Below are 18,145 nucleotides of genomic sequence, written 5' to 3' on the forward strand. Positions count from 1 at the left end.
TCAGATATGTTTTAATCCTTTGAGCATATCCTCCATGCTGATCTTGCCATCTTCCAACTGATCAAAAAGAGAATGGACTTCCTCGTCCAGCGCAATTGCACCACCTACAGGCTCCTCTACCTGTTTCTTCTCCCGTTTGTGGCCCTTTTTATCAGCGAGATATCCACCCAATCGGTGCACAGACGGATGTTCGAACAGATCTGCAACAACGAGCACCCCCGGGTACTGACGGTCAAGTTGTGCATACATTTGTTTCACCAGAATCGAGTCAGCTCCAAGTTCGAAGAAACTGTCATGGATATCAATTTCATTAAAGCCCAGAATCGCTTGGCACACTTCGGCAACCTTTCTCTCCCATGGTGTGTATTCTCCGTCATCCGCACCATTCAGCACGGTATCCTGCCGGGCTACACTTTGCGGGGTCACTGGCGCTGGCGCCTTCGGTGATGAAGTTCTCTGTAGACGTGAATCAATCCAGCTCTCCACTTGAGGAGAAAGTCTAAACGGATAGTTGCGAATCATCTTCAACATGCCACGGTCTGTCGACATCTGTCCTATCAATACACGTTCAATCTGACGTCCTTCCACCTGATCCAGCCAAGTCAGAGCCTCTTTATTGGTCATGGCTTTGAAAAGGGTGTCTACTCCGTAGCCCGTTGCGGCAGCTGCGCCTGTTTCTTTCCAGGTTGACCAGTTGACCGTCATCGTTCCGTCCATCTCTTGGTTGCGATAGGCTGCGTAAGCATCCTGATACGCATTGGCAGCAACATAATCGGCCTGTCCCGGTCCGCTAAATAACGTTGCAATGGATGAAAACATCACAAAAAAGTCTGGATTGTCCTCTCTGGTGAGTTGATCCACGACCTGGGTTCCTTGCACTTTAGGGCATAATACACGTTCAGCTTCTTCTATCGTTCTATCCTTAAGTGGATGATCTCCACCTACAGCGACCCCTGCTCCATGAATGACACCTGCAATGCGAACGTATTTCTGACGTAATTCACTCAAAATCATTCGCATGGAAGCTTCATCTGAAATGTCTGCTTGGTAAGGAAGAACTGTCGCACCAGCAGCTTCCATTTGTTGCACAGATCGGATTTTCTGAGCTAACACTTCGTTGGAATGTGTAGCAACAATGCTATCCCACTCTTCTCGTGCGGGAAGCGAAGTTCTGTTCACCAGTGCGAGTGTAATTCCCGGGTATCGCTCCGCGAGTTGTAATCCAAGCTCCAGCCCAATGCCGCCCAGTCCGCCAGTAATGAGATACAATCCGTCATTGCGAATGTTGTAGTTCCATTTAGGATACGCACTCGGGTCCAGCGCTCCAAACTGCTGAATGTAACGCGTACCTGCACGATAAGCTACACCATAATCATCACTTTCATGATCCAGTTCAGCCACAATATCCTGGAGTGAAGTCTCAGCGTCCACTTGGATGGATCGGCATTGCAGGCGCGCATCTTCTTTTCGTCCAGCCAAACCCAGACCAAACATCAGGGCAGCCTGAGGAAATACATTTTCCTCAGTCCCAGTGATGGAATGGATTGGATTCGTCAACAACACCAGGTCAACAGGCTCCAGCGATTGGGCACCTATCATCTCCTGAAGGAGATAGAAGAATGGATGAAAGGACTGATCCTGTTGAAGATAGATAATCCGGGTGATCGTCAATTTTTCCAAATGAGCCCACAATTGTTCCATGCTCTCACGATGGTCTGAAATGACATACTTCTCGGAAGATACTTGAAGGAACGAAGGTCCATCAAACACTTCAATAACCTGATGCCCTTGCTGCTGTAGTGTCTTACGAAGAGATAGATCTTCTCTTTTTTCCTCTCTTTTTTCGTCCATAAAAATAACGATATGACCTTCCGATAACTTCCGATCGGAATTACGTTCCGGTTCAGGAACCCAACCCAACTCATAATGGTGAATGTTCTCCATAGCGCTGGCATCCGTCTTGGTTTGGGACGTTGGAGCAGATAGCTCAATCCAGCAGCGATGAGCTTCAAATGGATACGTCGGGATGCTGATTCGGCGAACATCCTCACCTGAATACAGGCTTGGCCAGCTTACCTCCCCACCCCCAAGATAGGTTTCACAATGAGCGTTTAAATGTAGCTGACTGGACTCCGGGACTCGCTCTCGAATGGATTCCAATCCGCCTTCTTCAAGTTCGGCCAGTTGGGCGAGCAAATCCTCTTTGCTGGAAGCAATCCGTACCAGACGGTGTTCATAATGGGTTCGGGAGGTGCCTGCCGTGTAACATATATCAGCTAACGTGTCATCGGTTGTTTTCAGATATTTCGTATATTTGGATATATATTGTTGCAGGGCTTGAAGCGTCTTGGCTGAAAGAGGGAAGAGGTACTCCCGCGTCTCAGTCTCGCTGTTGGTTTCCATTGCACCCGCCTGCTCCAGAATGAGATGGCAATTGGTTCCGCTGAATCCAAATGCACTGACACCCATTCGTACAGGTTCACCCTCAGCAGGCCAGATTCGGTTACGTGTATTTACATACACAGGCGTTCCACTAAAATCAATATTGCGATTCGGGCGATCGAAATGCTGCACCGCAGGTAAAATTCCTTTTTTTAAGGACAATACGGATTTAACAAGTCCTGTAATCCCAGCACTTTCATACAAATGTCCGATATTGGACTTCACCGAACCGATCGCACAAAATTGCCTCTTATCGGTATATTGCTCAAATGCTCCCTTAATGCCATCGATTTCAATCGGATCTCCCAAGACAGTCCCGGTTCCATGGGTTTCAATATAAGCGATACTTTCCGGATCGACCCCCGCAGCTTTCCACGCCTTCACAATGACCTCACTCTGGGCTCTGGCATTCGGCGCCGTAATCCCCATGGAGTTCCCGTCCTGGTTAATGGCACTGCCCTTGATGACTGCATACACCTGGTCCTTGTCCTTGATAGCATCCTGAAGTGGTTTCAGCATAATGACTGCCGCACCTTCACCTATTCCGGAACCATCTGAGCTATCATCAAAGGGGCGTGTCATGCCATTCGATGATTCAATGCCCATTCGGTAGTAATCCTTGTCCAGAGGAAGCACGTTGAGTTTTACGCCTCCTGCCAGCGCCATGTCACACTCACCCAAACGAATGGCATTACAAGCATGATGCACTGCAACCAGAGATGAAGAACAGGCAGTGTCCACCACCATACTCGGTCCTCTTAGATCAAGAAGGTATGATAAACGGCTAGGTAAAATGCAGGATAGATTGCCTGTGACCGAGATCGGCAGAGACTGTGGCTCCACATCATGAATCATCTCTTTATACCGATAACCTTCCAGATCGGATACCAGTCCAACGTATACTCCTGTATTGCTTCCCGCCAGCTTCTCACTGGTATATCCTCCATCTTCAAAAGCGGCCCAAGCTGTCTCCATAAAGATACGTTGAGCCGGATTCATTAAACTGGCTTCCTTTGGGGTAAATCGAAAAAAGGGATAATCAAAGGTATCGATATGTTCCAGATAAGAGCCATCCAAGTATTTGGTGTCTTCACCAGGGTTCATTTTACGAGAGATGTAATTATCGGCATCCTGGCGTCGCTGCTCCGGCAGGTCCCTCGTACAATCCAGACCATACAACAAGTTATTCCAGAATTGCTCCGCATCATCTGCCAAGGGCATACGAACACTGAGCCCAACGATCGCGATATCACCCGGACGGATAGTAGCTGGAGTTGCCACTGGAGGCAGCTGACTAGACGACTCTGTCTGAGCTGTGTCACGAATACCCAGTTCACTGAAATCCATCAGTTTGTTTTTCATTGTTTTATCCCCTTTCAGCCGCTGAGCGGAGACTTTCAATCACTTTGACAAGCATTTGATCATAGGTTCTGAAAAAAAGGTTCCATTGAACCGTATTCATTCCGGGTTTACAATACAGCGTTACCACCATATTTCGTTTTTCATTCTGAATTTCACAGATGACATCAAACAGTTCCTCCAGCGCCCCCCTGCCTCCACTGACATAATCTGCCTCGTAAAATAGCGGACGGATGGCGTCATGCTGTGATTTCATCCCTGCTCTAACCAGATCCTGGATATGATGACCAGGCTGTTCGTCTGCTGTATGTAAAGCTTGTTTAGCTAGGGCAAACAACTCATTGAAATCCTGCACCTCTTGCACATCTAGCGGAATGGAACTGATATGATTCATCCGATAAATCAGTGTATAGACCGTGAGTTGCGGCTGATTGCCAATCTCCGTCAACAGATATGCAAACAAAGACCATAACCATTCTACAGGCGTGCAGCCCGCCGTTTTGGACAAGTTCCTGATTTCATTAAAGCGATCCTTCTCGATCCGGAATTCATACCGATGGTCTTGAAGGGCCTGTCCACCATTCTGCATGTAATCCAATGGAACAGGGTATGCTTCCAGTTCCATGCCTTCCTGGTCTGCGATGAATTTGGCAAGTCTGGAGATCGTAGGATAGGCAAACATATTGGTTAACGTAATTTGGGCTGGATATAATTTTTCAAGTTGATTATAGACCTGAGCAAGAAGCAGAGAATCACTCCCTAAGTCAAAAAAATTAATCGTGGTTGTGACTCCTGCATCAGCTCCCAGCACAACATGAAATACGTCCAGAATAGTTGTCTCTAGCTGTTCAATTGAAGTAATCTGCCGTTGATTCATTGGACACCTCACCTCCGTATAGGATCTACTCCATATAACTTGTTAATGTCTGATTGATCATGCTAGTCACCCGATGCATACTGCCTTCAAATAAATAAAAATGCCCCCCTTTGTATATCCGGGCGGCACTTCCTTGTTCCGTATAACCTCTCCAACGTTCTGCACAATCCAGAATGTAACCTTCATCCTCTGCTCCGTTCAGTATCGTGATATCACATTGCAGCTTATAAGGCTTCTCTTCGTAGGTATACGTCTCATTCATCTCCAGATCCTTACGTAATATGGGGATAAACATATCCATCAGTTGCTGGTTCTCAAAGAACTCATCCGGGGTACCGCCCATTTCCTTAATGCGGTCGATGAACTGTCCTTCGGGCAAATGGTAATAGACCTGTTCTTTTTTATAATCCGGCGTCTCTCGCCCCGAGAAAAACATGTGTATGGGTTTCCTGAACTGCTCTTCATGCATTTTGTTATACAGTTCATAGATAATCAGACTTCCGAGGCTATGTCCAAATAGGGCATATGGCTCCTCATCTGGTAAATCGCTAGATATATAATCAAATACATCATCTACACTTTGCTGAATACTCTCATAGAGCGGCTTGGAGAATTTCAATCCACGTCCTGCAAGTTCAACCGGGTTCAGCACAATGGATTCGGATAACCCCTTTTTCCATTTGTTATATATTGATGCTGAACCACCTGCATAAGGGACACAATATAATCGCATCTTGGTCATAATCTCCTCTCCACTTACACGACTTCTCCCCATCTAATCGCTGTAGCGCAATAATACGTTCCAGCCCCGGCCCCAACCAACACAACACGATTACCTGCTTTCAGTGCCCCTTGCTTCACAGCCTCGGTCACCGCAATTGGCAAACAGGCGTTAGAGGTATACCCGTATTTTTCCATCGTCATATAGGCTTTTTCTTGTGGGATGCCCAAGGCAACGGCGAGTTCTCGAATCAGATTACTGTTCGTTTGCGGGAAAATAAACAGATCTACTTCCTCCATATTCCATTTTACTTTGCGCAAAAGACGGTTCACGAGCCGTGGAATACCTCGGACCAATTGTTCATATAAATATCGACCATTGGACGTATAGACGGAAACAGATCCGTCATGAATGTGTCCATAATGAACAGGCAATGTTCCATAACTGATATCTTCCATATTCTCGTGATGCATGATTCCGTTCAAAAAAACGCTGTGATAAGAATCATTTTCATCTAATTCCTGTAAGACAAATGCCCCTGCGCCGTCTCCCACACTGGAACATGCTGCCCGATCCTGCCAATCCGTTACTTTCGAATAGGTATCCGCGCCGATGACTAGAATATTGCTTATATCTTCTTCAGCCTGGAACGTATAATACGCATTCAATAATCCATAGCTGAACCCGGCACAGCCCGCGCGAAGATCCAGACAAATGGCTTGGTCTGCTCCAAGCTTTTCCTTCACAAGAGCAGACGGATGTGGTATTAAACGATCCGGTGTGAAGGTCGCCATAATGATCATATCAATATCCTCGGCATCCATCGCAGCCTGCTCTATAGCTTGTCTCGCAGCTTCCAATGCCAAATCACTGGTATACTCATGCTTATGGGAGATTCTTCGTTCGCGGATTCCAAGGTTATGGTAGATCCAGTCCGCATTGGCGTTAATGTCCATGGCCTCCAGCCCCTGATTCGTCAACACGGATTCCGGCACATACATGCCGATACCGCGAATGGTCATTTGTCTCATGCATCACGTCTTCCTTTCCTGAATCCAAGGTGAGCAGCCCTCTCTGAAAACAATAAATTTCCTGAAGACAACAAAAAAAACAGTTCAGCCGCTTGTTTGCGCTTTACTGTCACAGAAATACCTTATTCAACAACATGTAGTGATGACTGCTCAACGTACATGGCTTCGCCCTGTTGATACACAATGTGTATTTCAGTGTTTATGCATATGACTCCTTTGGTTGCAAAATGTGCCTAAGCTTCATTCTGCTCCTCCGGTTTTGGTTGTCGTATGTGACCATAACATGTCTGAGTACTCATTTTTCTTGTGTTGCATATAAAATTTCAACACCCAAATCAACTAATTTGGGTTCATCGTAGCCTGTTAGATGAAGCCACACCTTTGCTCTGCGTGTATGCTTGTCAATCTTCTTAATGATGCCTTCGTTTCCCATCAATGGGCCATCCAGCACCACAACTTTGGTATTTTCCATATATACGGTTGAATAATCGATAATATCTTCCGGATTGATGAGGTTAAGCAATGTGGTCATTTCATGATCCGGGATTGGCGTGCAGCTTGCATTAGTTCCCAGCATTTTAATGATATGAGGAATAGAACAGATTAAGTGGTATATTTCGGCGGACATGTTGACTTGAATTAATACATAACCAGGAAAGACTTTTTTGGTACAGGCTTCAAAAATACCTGATTTCTTCTCCGGAACTTTTCTCTTGGGGATTAAAACTCGGATGGAGGTTCCTAGATACATATGTAGGTATTTCCTAATGACTTCTTCGCTTCCTGTATGTACAAACAATGCGTACCAGTTCATGGCATCATCCTCTGATTAACAAATTAGCCAAGCGGAAATATACATAAAATATGAGAGAATTAAATCCCTAAGTTTCAATTTGTGTAATAAAATGTAATTGTTTTGTTGTGAATATCTTAACCCATGACTTTTGGAACGTCAATGCTATTAATTCAATTTTATGTAAAATAATCTTACAATTCACATAAAGCACTCACATTTTGTCTGATATCGAATTTCGGAACAATACTCGTCTCCATGGTAACCAAAAAATCACTTACAGCACCGAACCTCTGTAAGTGATCTTTATCCATCCTTATCCTATTCAAACAGGTCCAAACGAAGACGTTTCAGACTTGTATGTTTGATGTACCACTGCCCGTCGATTTTGACAAAAGTTTCGTGGTAGTGCCCAAATCCGTGGAAGGATTTGTTCTCATTGCCCTCCGGGAACGTGACCCAATCTTCCATTGGGGAGATGACCTTTGCTTCGTTCTCGGATACAAATTCAACTTCGGCGCTATGAACATGATGTACGGTTACGGCAACATCCACCAGATCACGGAAGACTTGTACGATCGTATCTCGGCCTGTTAATACCGGAATTGGATTGCCTTCTGTGCTGAAATCGGCCACTGCATCCGGAGCGAACACGTCACCCAAGGTATCCCACTGCTTCGTATCAATATAGCGGCAATAACGCGCCTTGGTGTTCCGAATGTTTTCAAGCGCGAGTAATTGTTCCAGTCCTGTGATCGTTGATTGGCTCATGTGTTGTCCCTCCAGAGATGTAAAATGTGATGTAAGATTTGGATCATGTATGTATGCATACTATACCTTCCTTATTGTACCATTCGGCTTCTATTAGGTACAACGAAATACCTACAATACAAAAAATCTTTCCTTACCTCTCGCGAGGTTGGGAAAGACCTGGATATACCTATGTGCCACACGAGTTAAGCGCGTCCATCGAAATTTCACTTCTAGTAAAAGTTACAGGGAATGTGCACCCTTCATCTGGGAAGCCAGTTCTGACATTTTTTTATTGTTCAAAAAACTTTCCATCTCTTCTTCCGCCTGAACCATCACCTGCTGGATCAAACAGCCAGCGTTATGATTCTGGGAACATTCGAACAGGGACGCCTGACCTTCAATCGCATGAATGATCTCCAGGAAAGAAGGATCAGGATTTTTACGACTAAGCCGATAGCCACCATTGGCGCCAGAAGTCGATTCGATCATGCCCGCCTTAACCAATTTGGTCAAAATTTTGGACAGATAAGTTGGTGATACCTTCTGCAATTCTGCAAGTTGGTGTACACTAACCAGCTGCTCAGGGGCAGTACTTACAAGATGAAGCATCGTATGCAAAGCATAATTTGTCGCTTTTGAATATTTCATGAGGGCACCTCATTATACACGGATTTAATTTATCCATAATAGACTTGATTGAGCTCTCTGTCAAACCACTATGCCTCAAGCGCTGGCAACAACGAAAGGATACGAGTTAATTGTGATACAATCCGCGGTAATCCGTAGGTGTCATCCCCTCATGGGCCATGAACTGGCGGTTAAAATAACTGGCATTGGGATACCCCGCTTCCTCCGCGATTTGTCCAATGTTGGCCGTAGGCCGTTCGAGTAACCATTGCTTCGCCATCTGTAGTCGTGAACGAGTGATAAACTCCATGGGTGTCATCTCCACAGCACTCTTGAACATTTTGCAAAAGTAATACGAACTCACACCTGCTAGATCCGCCCAGTCCTGTAACAGGAAAGGTTGGCAGGCCTCCTGCTGCATCTGTGGAAGAAGTGCAAGAACCCGACTCTCCGCCTTACTTGTGGTACGTGTGCTCTTTAAAGGTACCGCATGTTGCACGAACTCGGCGAGTACGGCATAAGTCAGTGTGGATAGCTGAGCCGGACGCAGCATCGTGTTCTGTTCCGCCTCAGTGAGCAAGGCCAGATGAGCATCTTCCCAAGAGCTGCGTTGCCGCAGTGTCCACAATAGATTGCGATGTAACCCCCGCTCGATCATATAATCATGCAGACGTTCACCGTAAAAATGAAGCCATCGTACATCCCATGGATCATCTTCACTACTATAATAATGCTGCCGTTGCTGCGGGAAATAGAGAACCGCCTGACCTGCACGAAGCTCATGCACCACCCCGTCCACTTCAACATATCCCTTGCCCGAAGCAACGTAGTGAATATTAAAGTTGTTCAGTGCGCCAGCCTCACGCAACACGGAATGCTGGACGTGGTCCATATAATGTCCAACGGACTCGGGATAACAAAAATATGGAATATCCTGTAGGGTAAGCAATACGGATTGTCTCATCATAGCCGGTTCTCCTTAATCAACAATATTGTGTTAACTAACTTCAATATATTATTATTTTAATTAATTGGTCTATTCTTTATAATCACAATATACATTCATACACAGGAGGATACAACACATGAATTCAGTTCAAAAATTGCGTTGGGGCATTCTTGGTAGCGCTAGTATTGCTGTGGAATCTGTCATTCCAGGCTTGCAGCAATCCGAGTTGAATGAAGTAACCGCGATCGCCAGTCGGGACGAAGATAAAGCCAAGCAGACGGCTGATCAACTTGGGATCGACAAGGCTTATGGCAGTTATGAAGCTTTGCTCGCGGATGATTCCATTGATGCGGTATATATCCCACTGCCGAATCATCTGCATCGGGAATGGACGATCCGTGCTGCTGAAGCAGGCAAACATATTTTGTGCGAAAAACCACTGGCTCTGACAGAGCAGGAAGCTCAGGAGATGGTTCAAGCTTGTGCAGATGCAGGTGTGCAGCTGGCTGAAGCATTCATGTACCGCCATCATCCACGATATGAGCAGATCCGGGATATCATCGCCAGCGGTGAGATCGGTGAGATCCGTGGTATGCACAGCACATTTTCATTTAATAACTCCAATGCATCCGGCAATGTCCGCTTTCGGAAGGAGTGGGGTGGAGGTGCACTGTATGATATCGGATGTTATTCCATCAGCGTAGCACGTCTGTTGCTTGGTCAAGAACCAAGCGCAGTTACCGTTATTGGCATGTTCTCTCCACAGCATGATCAAGTCGATATGATGGCTTCCGGACTGCTGGAATTCGATAATCACGTTGGCGTGACGTTTGACAGCAGCATGTGGGCAGCCTTCCGCAACACGCTGGAGGTATTGGGATCCGACGGGATTATTGAAGTACCTTCCGCATTTATCAGCGGACAGGACCGCAGTTCCAACTTCTATGTAACGGCTGGTGGTGAACGCAGAGAGATTGAAGTTCCGCAAGTGAACCACTACTCTCTACAGGGAGATGATATGGCACGTGCTGTACTTCAGAGCAAGGATCTGCGCTTCGCCCCTTCCGATGCAGTAGCTAATATGAAAGTACTGGAAGCTTGCCTTCGTTCAGCGGAAGAACGTACACGAATTACACTATAATTGAGAGGATGAACTGAGTTATGGAATATATCGAAATTGCTGGTGCAGGTAAACGTGTCTCCAGATTGATTAAAGGAACCGATTATTTCGTGCATAATGCCTATGATAAAGCAGCTACGAACATGGATGCTTTTCTGTCGATTGGCGGTAACACTGTAGATACAGCACATATCTATTGTGGTGGACAGAGTGAAGAAGTCCTTGGTCGTTATATGAAAGAACGCGGTAACCGTGACCAGATCGTCATTCTCACCAAAGGCGCGCATCATGACCAGAATGGGCCACGCGTGAACGCTGATGCCATCCGCAGTGACTTGATGGAAAGTCTGGAGCGTCTTCAGACAGATCACGTAGAGATGTATGCCTTGCACCGGGATGATCCCAATACCCCTGTCAGTGTTATTCTTGAAGCACTGAACGAACATATTGAATCCGGTAAAATCGGCGCAATTGGCGCCTCCAACTGGACCTGGCAGCGGCTCGAGGAAGCCAATGCATACGCTGCGGCAAATGGCCTGAAGGGCTTCACATTCAGCAGCCCAAATCTCAGTCTCGCCAAAGCAAACGAACCTTTCTGGGAAGGCTGTGTGTCAGCAGATGCAGAGACACTGGCATGGCATGAGCAATCCAAGTTGCCCTTGCTATCCTGGTCCTCCCAAGCGCGTGGTTTCTTCACTGGAAGATTCACACCTGAAGTTCGGGATAACGAAGATCTGGTGCGTGTATTCTACAGTGACGGCAACTGGGAACGGTTGCGCCGTGCTGAACAATTGGCGAATTCGAAGAAAACATCACCCATTCAGATTGCACTCGCTTATGTATTGAATCAGACGTTCCCAACCTGTGCCCTGATCGGTGCCCAAAATCAGGCGGAGCTGCTCTCCTGTGACGAAGGGTCCCGCATCACGCTGACTCCTGCTGAAATAACATGGCTGGATTTGGGCAGTGATGTACCGGCCGGCATCTAAAGAAAGTTAATTATTCATCAACAAATACAGAAGGACTTACCCCAGAGCACATCTCTGAAGGTAAGTCCTTTATATCATAGATTAAGCCATATAGAATGTTAGAAATTGCACTGTTATTCAGTTGAATTACAGCTTAATGATCTGACCTGTTTTCTCGGATTCGAATGCTGCCAGGATCACTTGCAGGGAACGTAAGCCCTCTTCCCCGGAAATCGCTGGAGGTGTTTGGGTTACAATCGACTCTACAAATGCGTCAATCACACCACTCGGCACTTGTTTCTCATTGGTAGCCATGGCACCAACTTTGTACGTCTCAACTGTACCATTGGTCAGTTCAACGATAACTTCATCGCCTTCCACTGTTCCGATCTTCATAACACCATTCTCGCACCACAGCACTGTACTGTTGTCTCCAGCTCTGTATTGTGTCCAGCTTGCTACGAGCGTTCCGATCGCTCCGCTCTTCATACGCAGCAAACAAGTTGCGTTATCGTCAACTTTAGTGCCTTCCTTGTGCAGCGTGCTGATGAAACCAGCCACTTCAGATACTTCATCATTCAGCAAATAACGGATGAAGTCTGATTTGTGTACGCCCAGGTCGCCCATCGCGCCCATAATCGCTTCTTCTTTACGGAAGAACCAGCTTTCAGCTCCGTCCACACTCCATGCTTCCGGACCCGGGTGACCAAACGATGTACGGAAATTCAGGACTTTACCGAGTTTGCCGGAGTCGAGAATTTCTTTTGCTTTTACGTGAGGAGGCATCAAACGCTGGTTGTGTCCAACCATCAAGTACACGCCATTTTTCTTGGCAGCTTCGATCATTTGCTCGCCTTCCTCAGTGGATACTGCCATTGGTTTCTCAACCAATACATGCTTGCCCGCATTTGCAGCAGCAATCGCCATTGGCGCATGCAGATAGTTTGGTGTACACACACTAACGGCATCCACCGTTTCGTTTGCAAGCAATTCTTCGTAACTGGAATACGCTTTACCGCCGTAAGTCTCGGCCATCTTCTCCGCACGCTCCACAATCGGGTCGGCAAAAGCGACAAGTTCTACGTTCTCATTGGCAGCGTACTCTGGAATATGTCTGCGCTCGGCAATGGCTCCACAGCCGAATACAGCAACTTTAATTTTACTCATGTACATAAGTCTCCTTTGACAAATAGATTCGCATTTTTCATGGTTTGATGGTCCATTAGAATTGATTCAGGTAGTTTTCTTTCAACCAGTTGTAGCTGTTGGATACGCTCTCAAGCGGAGGGTTCTGACATACGTCTTGTTCCACGATCAGCCATTTCACACCTGCATTCGTAGCGCCTTCAATAACAGCTGGCAGGTCAACCGAACCTTGTCCCAATTCCAGTGTTTTCATCTGGCCCTGTTCGTCTTTGCTGAAGTCCTTCAGATGAAGCAGCGGCAAGCGACCCGCATATTTATTAATATACTCGATCGGATTTTGTCCCGCAAATTGTACCCAACATACGTCCATTTCCACTTTTACCGCTTCCGGTGATGTTTGAGCAAACATGGCATCAAAGGCATTGGCATCGCCAACCTGACCGTGGAATTCAAAGTCATGGTTATGGTATCCGAAGATCAATCCTTGTTTCGCTGCTTCAGCTCCATATTGTTGTAACTCAGCGAATAGCTTGGTCCAACCTTCTGCATTCTCAGGACGATCTTCTGGCATCAGGTAAGGGCAAATGATATATTGTGCACCAATTGTTTTCAAGTAATCGATTTGTTTCTGCAAGTCTTCGCGCATCGCATGTAATGAAACGTGGCTGCTGAATCCTTTCAGTCCAAGTTCATCTAGTAGCGCTTTCATTTCCTCAGCTGGAATATCGCCATATCCGGCAAACTCCACACCTTCATATCCAAGGGCCGCTACCTTACGCAACGTACCACGAAAATCTGCTGCAGTTTCATCACGGAGTGTAAACAATTGCAAACCAATATTAAGTTTTTTCATGTAGGATACACCTCTGTTCTCAAATTTGCTTTCATTGCTCTATCTGGTATCATCCTAACGCAAAACAGGCTAGAATGAACATATACAATATAGTCAGAACATGAACTATCTGATCAAATTTTATTTCCATCATTTTGCATCTATTGAATGTAGCCAATTTCAACTGAAGATATTTACACTGGCACTCCGATGACAGAACAACCTTCCGATCGCTGTTATCCCCAGATTTTTTTGATTTCCTTTTCAAAAGGATAAAATCCGGAGATAAAGGCAAGTTTATGCTTCCGATGCAGCTTTCTTTCAGAAAGCTTTTAACTTCGTTTCTTCAGGTTCTTTCTGTCCTCTCCGTTTTCGTGTAAATGTTAAGTTAAACTTATGATGTAAAGGATGTACATATTGGGGGATTTTATCTTTGGATACGTTAGAGACATCTGTACTGATCTGTGACTACTCATACCACTATAAGGCGTTCACTCATAATATGAAGGGCGAGCTGCAAACCTATCTGTTCCGCCTGCAGACCGAAGGCTCATGCAAAGTATATGTACAGGATGAGGAATTCAGGATGACGAGCGGGGACTTGCTGCTCTTAAAGCCTGGTGACGACTATCATCTCGTTGTAGATGAACCACATAAGGAAGGACGTTTGTCCAGCGGAGATTATTATCTGTTCTGCGAGGGCAGCTGGATCGAGAACTGGTGGAAACGGCAGCATCGATCCACCGTGAGCCGAATTGGACTTGATGACAAGCTCATCAGCCTGTGGAGAAATATGTTACTTGAGAAACGTCGCGGACCTCTTGAGGAGAATGCGGAGCTAAAGGATGCGTTACTGCGCGGGTTATGTCTGTATATTGACCGGGCAATTAAAGAGAATATTCAGACTGATCGGGCAGTGTCCTCTGCGCTGAAGTTAAAACGTTTTATTGAGGAGCATGCCACGGTTACGTTCAAGCTTGAGGAAGCGGCTCGTTATGCGGGGCTCAGTCTGTCACGTGCAGTCCGTTTATTCAAGGAGCACTACAATCAGACCATGATTCAATATGCGATTGAGATCCGTCTGAATGCAGCGCTGGAACGAATGAAATACAGTGAAATGACACTGGAGCATATTGCGGAATCCTGCGGTTTTGCAAGCTACTCCTATTTCCACCGGGTATTCCGGGCGCACTTCGGTGTGTCTCCGGCAGAGTATCTCAAATCCAAGCAGCATGAGCCTATCGATGATCTGGAGCATGTATGATGTTAAGTATCAGAAACCCATGACCTTAAAGAGGTTCATGGGTTATTTTAATACATTGAACTGTGATCAACTCTCAGTACGACTGGAAGTCAGAACGTTTTATATAAGAATGAAGTACACTTCAATATTTTTTCATGTGACTCCAAGAGAACAAGACTGTACAATTATAAAGACTGTCACCTTACCTACTTCATATATCTCATTGAATTCCCATCTATCATACTGGAGCGATACATATGCTAACCCACCAGCGCAAAGTCCTCATCATCGAGGATGAATCCGATATTTCGCGCATTCTGCGAGATTATTTAACTAAAAATCAATATGAAGCCGCCGTGGCAGCCACTGGACAAGACGGGCTTCAGATCATGGATCTTATTCAACCAGACTACATCATTCTGGATATTATGCTTCCGGACATGGACGGGATCGAGGTCTGTCGAGAGATCAGAAGGCGCAACAATATCCCCATCCTCATTCTAAGTGCCAGAGGCAGTGATACCGATAAGGTACTTGGTCTTGGCTTTGGAGCAGACGACTATATGACCAAGCCCTTCTCGCTGAGCGAACTGTTAGCACGGATTAATGCCCACTTCAGGCGTTATGACAGCATGACATCCGTTGGAGACAGAACAGATCTGCTGCATCTTGGAAACCTGGTGATTGATAAAAAAGCCTATAAAGTTACATTAAACGGATCGGAAGTTTCTCTGTCTGCCAAGGAATTCGAATTGCTTCATTACTTGGCAAGCAACAAGAATCAGGTATTCTCCAAAGCCCAGTTGCTCGACGCCATCTGGGGATATGCAACCTACGGCGATGAAAATACCGTAACCGTGTACATTCGCAGACTGCGTGAAAAAATCGAGGCAGATGCCTCGCATCCGACCGTTCTGAAGACGGTATGGGGTGTCGGTTACAAATTCAATTACGAATAAGTGAGATTGGAGGCTCCCACATGTCATTGAACAGCTGGTCCAAACGCTGGTTGTTAACAACACTTGGGCTTCTCATTATTATCGTTTTAAGTATCCTTGCACTGTCGATGATGCTGTTACAAGATCAAAATTCAGGCGAATCCAATCTGTCTCTGAATCAGGTTCGACTCAAGATCAATCCGATCTTACTCGCTTTGGAGCAAAATCATCAGTATCTTAATGAACAAAATATTCGTGAAGACATACGTTCCACCGCCAGAGAGACCGGGGTTCTGCTTACCTATCTAAACTTGGATGGAAAAGTCATTCTGTCCTCCGACCCCACCTCTGAAGGAACGCAAGTTAATCTGCGTACAGCTCTTCATTATGATCTGCATCATGCCACGCAGGCCGCTGACGGTAACGATACGCTTGATATTGCGTTTCCCGTGATGGACGGACCGATGGGAAGTCAGATCGGCAATGCCATCTTTACCATCCCCCAAACGATGGTTACGGTTCAGCAACCGATGACTTTTCCGGTTATATTGATTAGCGCACTCATGCTCCTGTCACTGGTTCTGAGCTTATTTCTATTCTGGATGAAACGAAAACTGGACAGACACCTGCTCTCTCCCATCCATCAATTGAAGCAACATGCGGAATCCATGCTTAAAGGCAATTATGAAGAAAAAATCCAGTACAACCGGAACGATGAATTGCTCGAAGTATATGCCATGTTTGATCTAATGCGCACGGAGATTAAACATATGAGCGAGCAGCGTATTCAGCAGGAACAAGCACAAAAAGAACTCATCACCAATATATCTCATGATATTAAAACACCAATTACAACAATAAAAGCATACATAGAAGCTATTGAGGAAGGACTATGCAACGATCAGGAGACGCTGATGGAATATATGGGAGTCATGCGGACCCATACAGATAAAACGGCCCGCCTTGTGGAGGATCTACTGGTTCATGCACTTCAGGAATTGGGGCAAATTTCGGTGGAAATCCGTGAAATGTACAGCGGGCCTATACTGGAGACGATGTTGAAACCGATTGAACATGTTGTCCTAACAAAGGGGCTTATCTATAAAGGACCCAATTACATCCCCAATGTGTTAATCGCTATCGACCCCACTCGAATTGAACAGGTGATCTCCAATCTTGCCGCCAATGCCCTCAAGCATACAGCTCCAGGAGACATGATCCGTATAGATATGGAACTGGAATCCGGACACTTGAAAGTGACGATTGCCGATTCGGGTCAGGGAATACGTGTACAGGACATGCCGTTTGTTTTCCAGCGTTACTTCAGAGGCCAGGCGAGCCATGCAGAACAACGTGTTCAGGAAGGTACAGGGTTGGGCCTTTCCATCTGCCAAAGCATTATTGAAGCACATGGAGGCCATATTTCCTTTACTAGTAAAGAAGGGCAAGGTACTACCTTCCGGTTCTATCTGCCGATCTGCTGAGCCCACACTCAGCAGCTGTAATACTTTATTCATAATTTGATAAGGCTTCCTCAACATCCCTCCTCTAGAATGAATCCTATACTGCACTTGGGAGTGATTCGACTTGTCCAAAAAAGTGATTATCCGTGCACAGAATCTGTGCAAAACGTACAACAGCGGAAGTGAACAATATCATGCCATCCGTAATGTTGATCTCGACATCTATGAAGGAGAATTCACGGTCATCATGGGTAACTCTGGCTCTGGCAAATCAACCCTCCTATATCTGCTAAGCGGACTGGACCAGATCACAGCAGGTGAGGTCTATTTTCGCGATCAGCGGATTGACGTTTATAGTGAACGGGAAATGTCCGACTTCCGCACCCGCCGGATTGGTTATATCTATCAGAGCATCAATCTGGTCCCAGACCTTTCCATCAAAGAGAACATTGCTTTACCGGGATATATTGCTGGAAACAAAACGAAGGACATCCAATCCCGCGCTGCTGAGCTGATGAATGCCATGGATATTGATGGACAGCGTGACCGCCTCCCCTCCCAGACATCTGGAGGACAACAGCAGCGAGCTGCCATTGCACGGGCTTTGATCAATTCACCGGATATCATCTTTGCGGATGAACCGACCGGAAGCCTGAACATGGAACACGGCACAGCTGTTCTCGATATCCTTACAGACCTCAACCGGAAAGGACAGTCCGTTGTTATGGTGACGCATGATATCAAAGCCGCCTGTCGGGCAGATCGCCTGATCTACATTTTGGACGGCAAGATTGGCGGAATCCTTGAGTTTAACACCTATGACGAACATCAAATTCAGGATCGTGAAGCGATCATCTTCGCTTTAGTTACGGGGAAGGAATAA

General features: G+C 46.0%; 16 protein-coding genes. 6 read left to right on the forward strand and 10 right to left on the reverse strand.

The window, feature by feature from the left end:
- The 8 genes from MKY92_RS26435 to MKY92_RS26470 form a co-directional block, all read right to left on the reverse strand.
- Positions 1-3,804 (reverse strand): SDR family NAD(P)-dependent oxidoreductase, encoded by a 3,804-nt coding sequence (locus MKY92_RS26435; RefSeq protein ID WP_339298202.1) that lies wholly within the window; start codon positions 3,802-3,804, stop codon positions 1-3.
- Positions 3,805-3,808: 4 nt separating this feature from the next.
- Entirely contained in the window at positions 3,809-4,678 is an 870-nt protein-coding gene (locus tag MKY92_RS26440) for a phosphopantetheine-binding protein (RefSeq protein ID WP_076212947.1), read from the reverse strand.
- 25 nt (positions 4,679-4,703) lie between these two features.
- Entirely contained in the window at positions 4,704-5,420 is a 717-nt protein-coding gene (locus MKY92_RS26445) for a thioesterase (RefSeq protein ID WP_179088547.1), read from the reverse strand.
- Positions 5,421-5,434: 14 nt separating this feature from the next.
- Positions 5,435-6,430, reverse strand: a complete 996-nt coding sequence (locus MKY92_RS26450; RefSeq protein ID WP_339298203.1) for a ketoacyl-ACP synthase III — start codon at positions 6,428-6,430, stop codon at positions 5,435-5,437.
- Positions 6,431-6,725: 295 nt separating this feature from the next.
- Positions 6,726-7,244: an antiterminator LoaP gene (gene loaP / locus MKY92_RS26455; protein WP_339298204.1), complete on the reverse strand. Its 519-nt coding sequence runs from the start codon at positions 7,242-7,244 to the stop codon at positions 6,726-6,728.
- Positions 7,245-7,544: 300 nt separating this feature from the next.
- Positions 7,545-7,994 carry a nuclear transport factor 2 family protein gene (locus MKY92_RS26460; protein WP_074096526.1) on the reverse strand — a complete coding sequence of 150 codons (450 nt, stop codon included), beginning with the start codon at positions 7,992-7,994 and terminating at the stop codon, positions 7,545-7,547.
- A 222-nt stretch (positions 7,995-8,216) separates the two neighbouring features.
- A complete protein-coding gene (locus MKY92_RS26465) occupies positions 8,217-8,624 on the reverse strand; it encodes an Rrf2 family transcriptional regulator (RefSeq protein ID WP_017692155.1) in 408 nt (135 codons plus the stop codon).
- 106 nt (positions 8,625-8,730) lie between these two features.
- A complete protein-coding gene (locus MKY92_RS26470; RefSeq protein WP_339298205.1) occupies positions 8,731-9,570 on the reverse strand; it encodes a helix-turn-helix domain-containing protein in 840 nt (279 codons plus the stop codon).
- Positions 9,571-9,688: 118 nt separating this feature from the next.
- On the opposite strand from MKY92_RS26470, the gene MKY92_RS26475 reads away from it, so the two are divergent.
- A complete protein-coding gene (locus tag MKY92_RS26475; protein ID WP_339298206.1) occupies positions 9,689-10,693 on the forward strand; it encodes a Gfo/Idh/MocA family oxidoreductase in 1,005 nt (334 codons plus the stop codon).
- A gap of 20 nt (positions 10,694-10,713) precedes the next feature.
- A complete protein-coding gene (locus MKY92_RS26480) occupies positions 10,714-11,661 on the forward strand; it encodes an aldo/keto reductase (RefSeq protein WP_076212957.1) in 948 nt (315 codons plus the stop codon).
- A gap of 126 nt (positions 11,662-11,787) precedes the next feature.
- Here MKY92_RS26480 and MKY92_RS26485 read toward each other — a convergent pair whose 3' ends face one another.
- Together MKY92_RS26485 and MKY92_RS26490 are read right to left on the reverse strand one after the other, a co-directional pair.
- On the reverse strand, positions 11,788-12,807 hold the full coding sequence (locus tag MKY92_RS26485; protein WP_062836369.1) for a Gfo/Idh/MocA family oxidoreductase: 1,020 nt from the start codon (positions 12,805-12,807) through the stop codon (positions 11,788-11,790).
- Positions 12,808-12,862: 55 nt separating this feature from the next.
- Positions 12,863-13,639, reverse strand: a complete 777-nt coding sequence (locus MKY92_RS26490; protein ID WP_339298207.1) for a sugar phosphate isomerase/epimerase — start codon at positions 13,637-13,639, stop codon at positions 12,863-12,865.
- A 412-nt stretch (positions 13,640-14,051) separates the two neighbouring features.
- Between MKY92_RS26490 and MKY92_RS26495 the strand changes: the two genes are divergently transcribed.
- The 4 genes from MKY92_RS26495 to MKY92_RS26510 all read left to right on the forward strand — a co-directional run bounded on the left by MKY92_RS26495 (position 14,052) and on the right by MKY92_RS26510 (position 18,145).
- The gene (locus MKY92_RS26495; protein WP_221820625.1) at positions 14,052-14,882 is read left to right on the forward strand and encodes an AraC family transcriptional regulator; all 831 of its coding nucleotides are present in this window, start codon (positions 14,052-14,054) and stop codon (positions 14,880-14,882) included.
- Between the two features lie 236 nt (positions 14,883-15,118).
- Complete coding sequence (locus MKY92_RS26500; RefSeq protein ID WP_221820623.1) at positions 15,119-15,820, forward strand: response regulator transcription factor; 702 nt, start codon at positions 15,119-15,121, stop codon at positions 15,818-15,820.
- Positions 15,821-15,840: 20 nt separating this feature from the next.
- Entirely contained in the window at positions 15,841-17,283 is a 1,443-nt protein-coding gene (locus MKY92_RS26505) for an ATP-binding protein (RefSeq protein ID WP_339298209.1), read from the forward strand.
- Between the two features lie 103 nt (positions 17,284-17,386).
- Positions 17,387-18,145 (forward strand): ABC transporter ATP-binding protein, encoded by a 759-nt coding sequence (locus tag MKY92_RS26510; RefSeq protein ID WP_339298210.1) that lies wholly within the window; start codon positions 17,387-17,389, stop codon positions 18,143-18,145.

This window comes from Paenibacillus sp. FSL R5-0623 (assembly GCF_037974265.1).
Lineage (GTDB): Bacteria > Bacillota > Bacilli > Paenibacillales > Paenibacillaceae > Paenibacillus.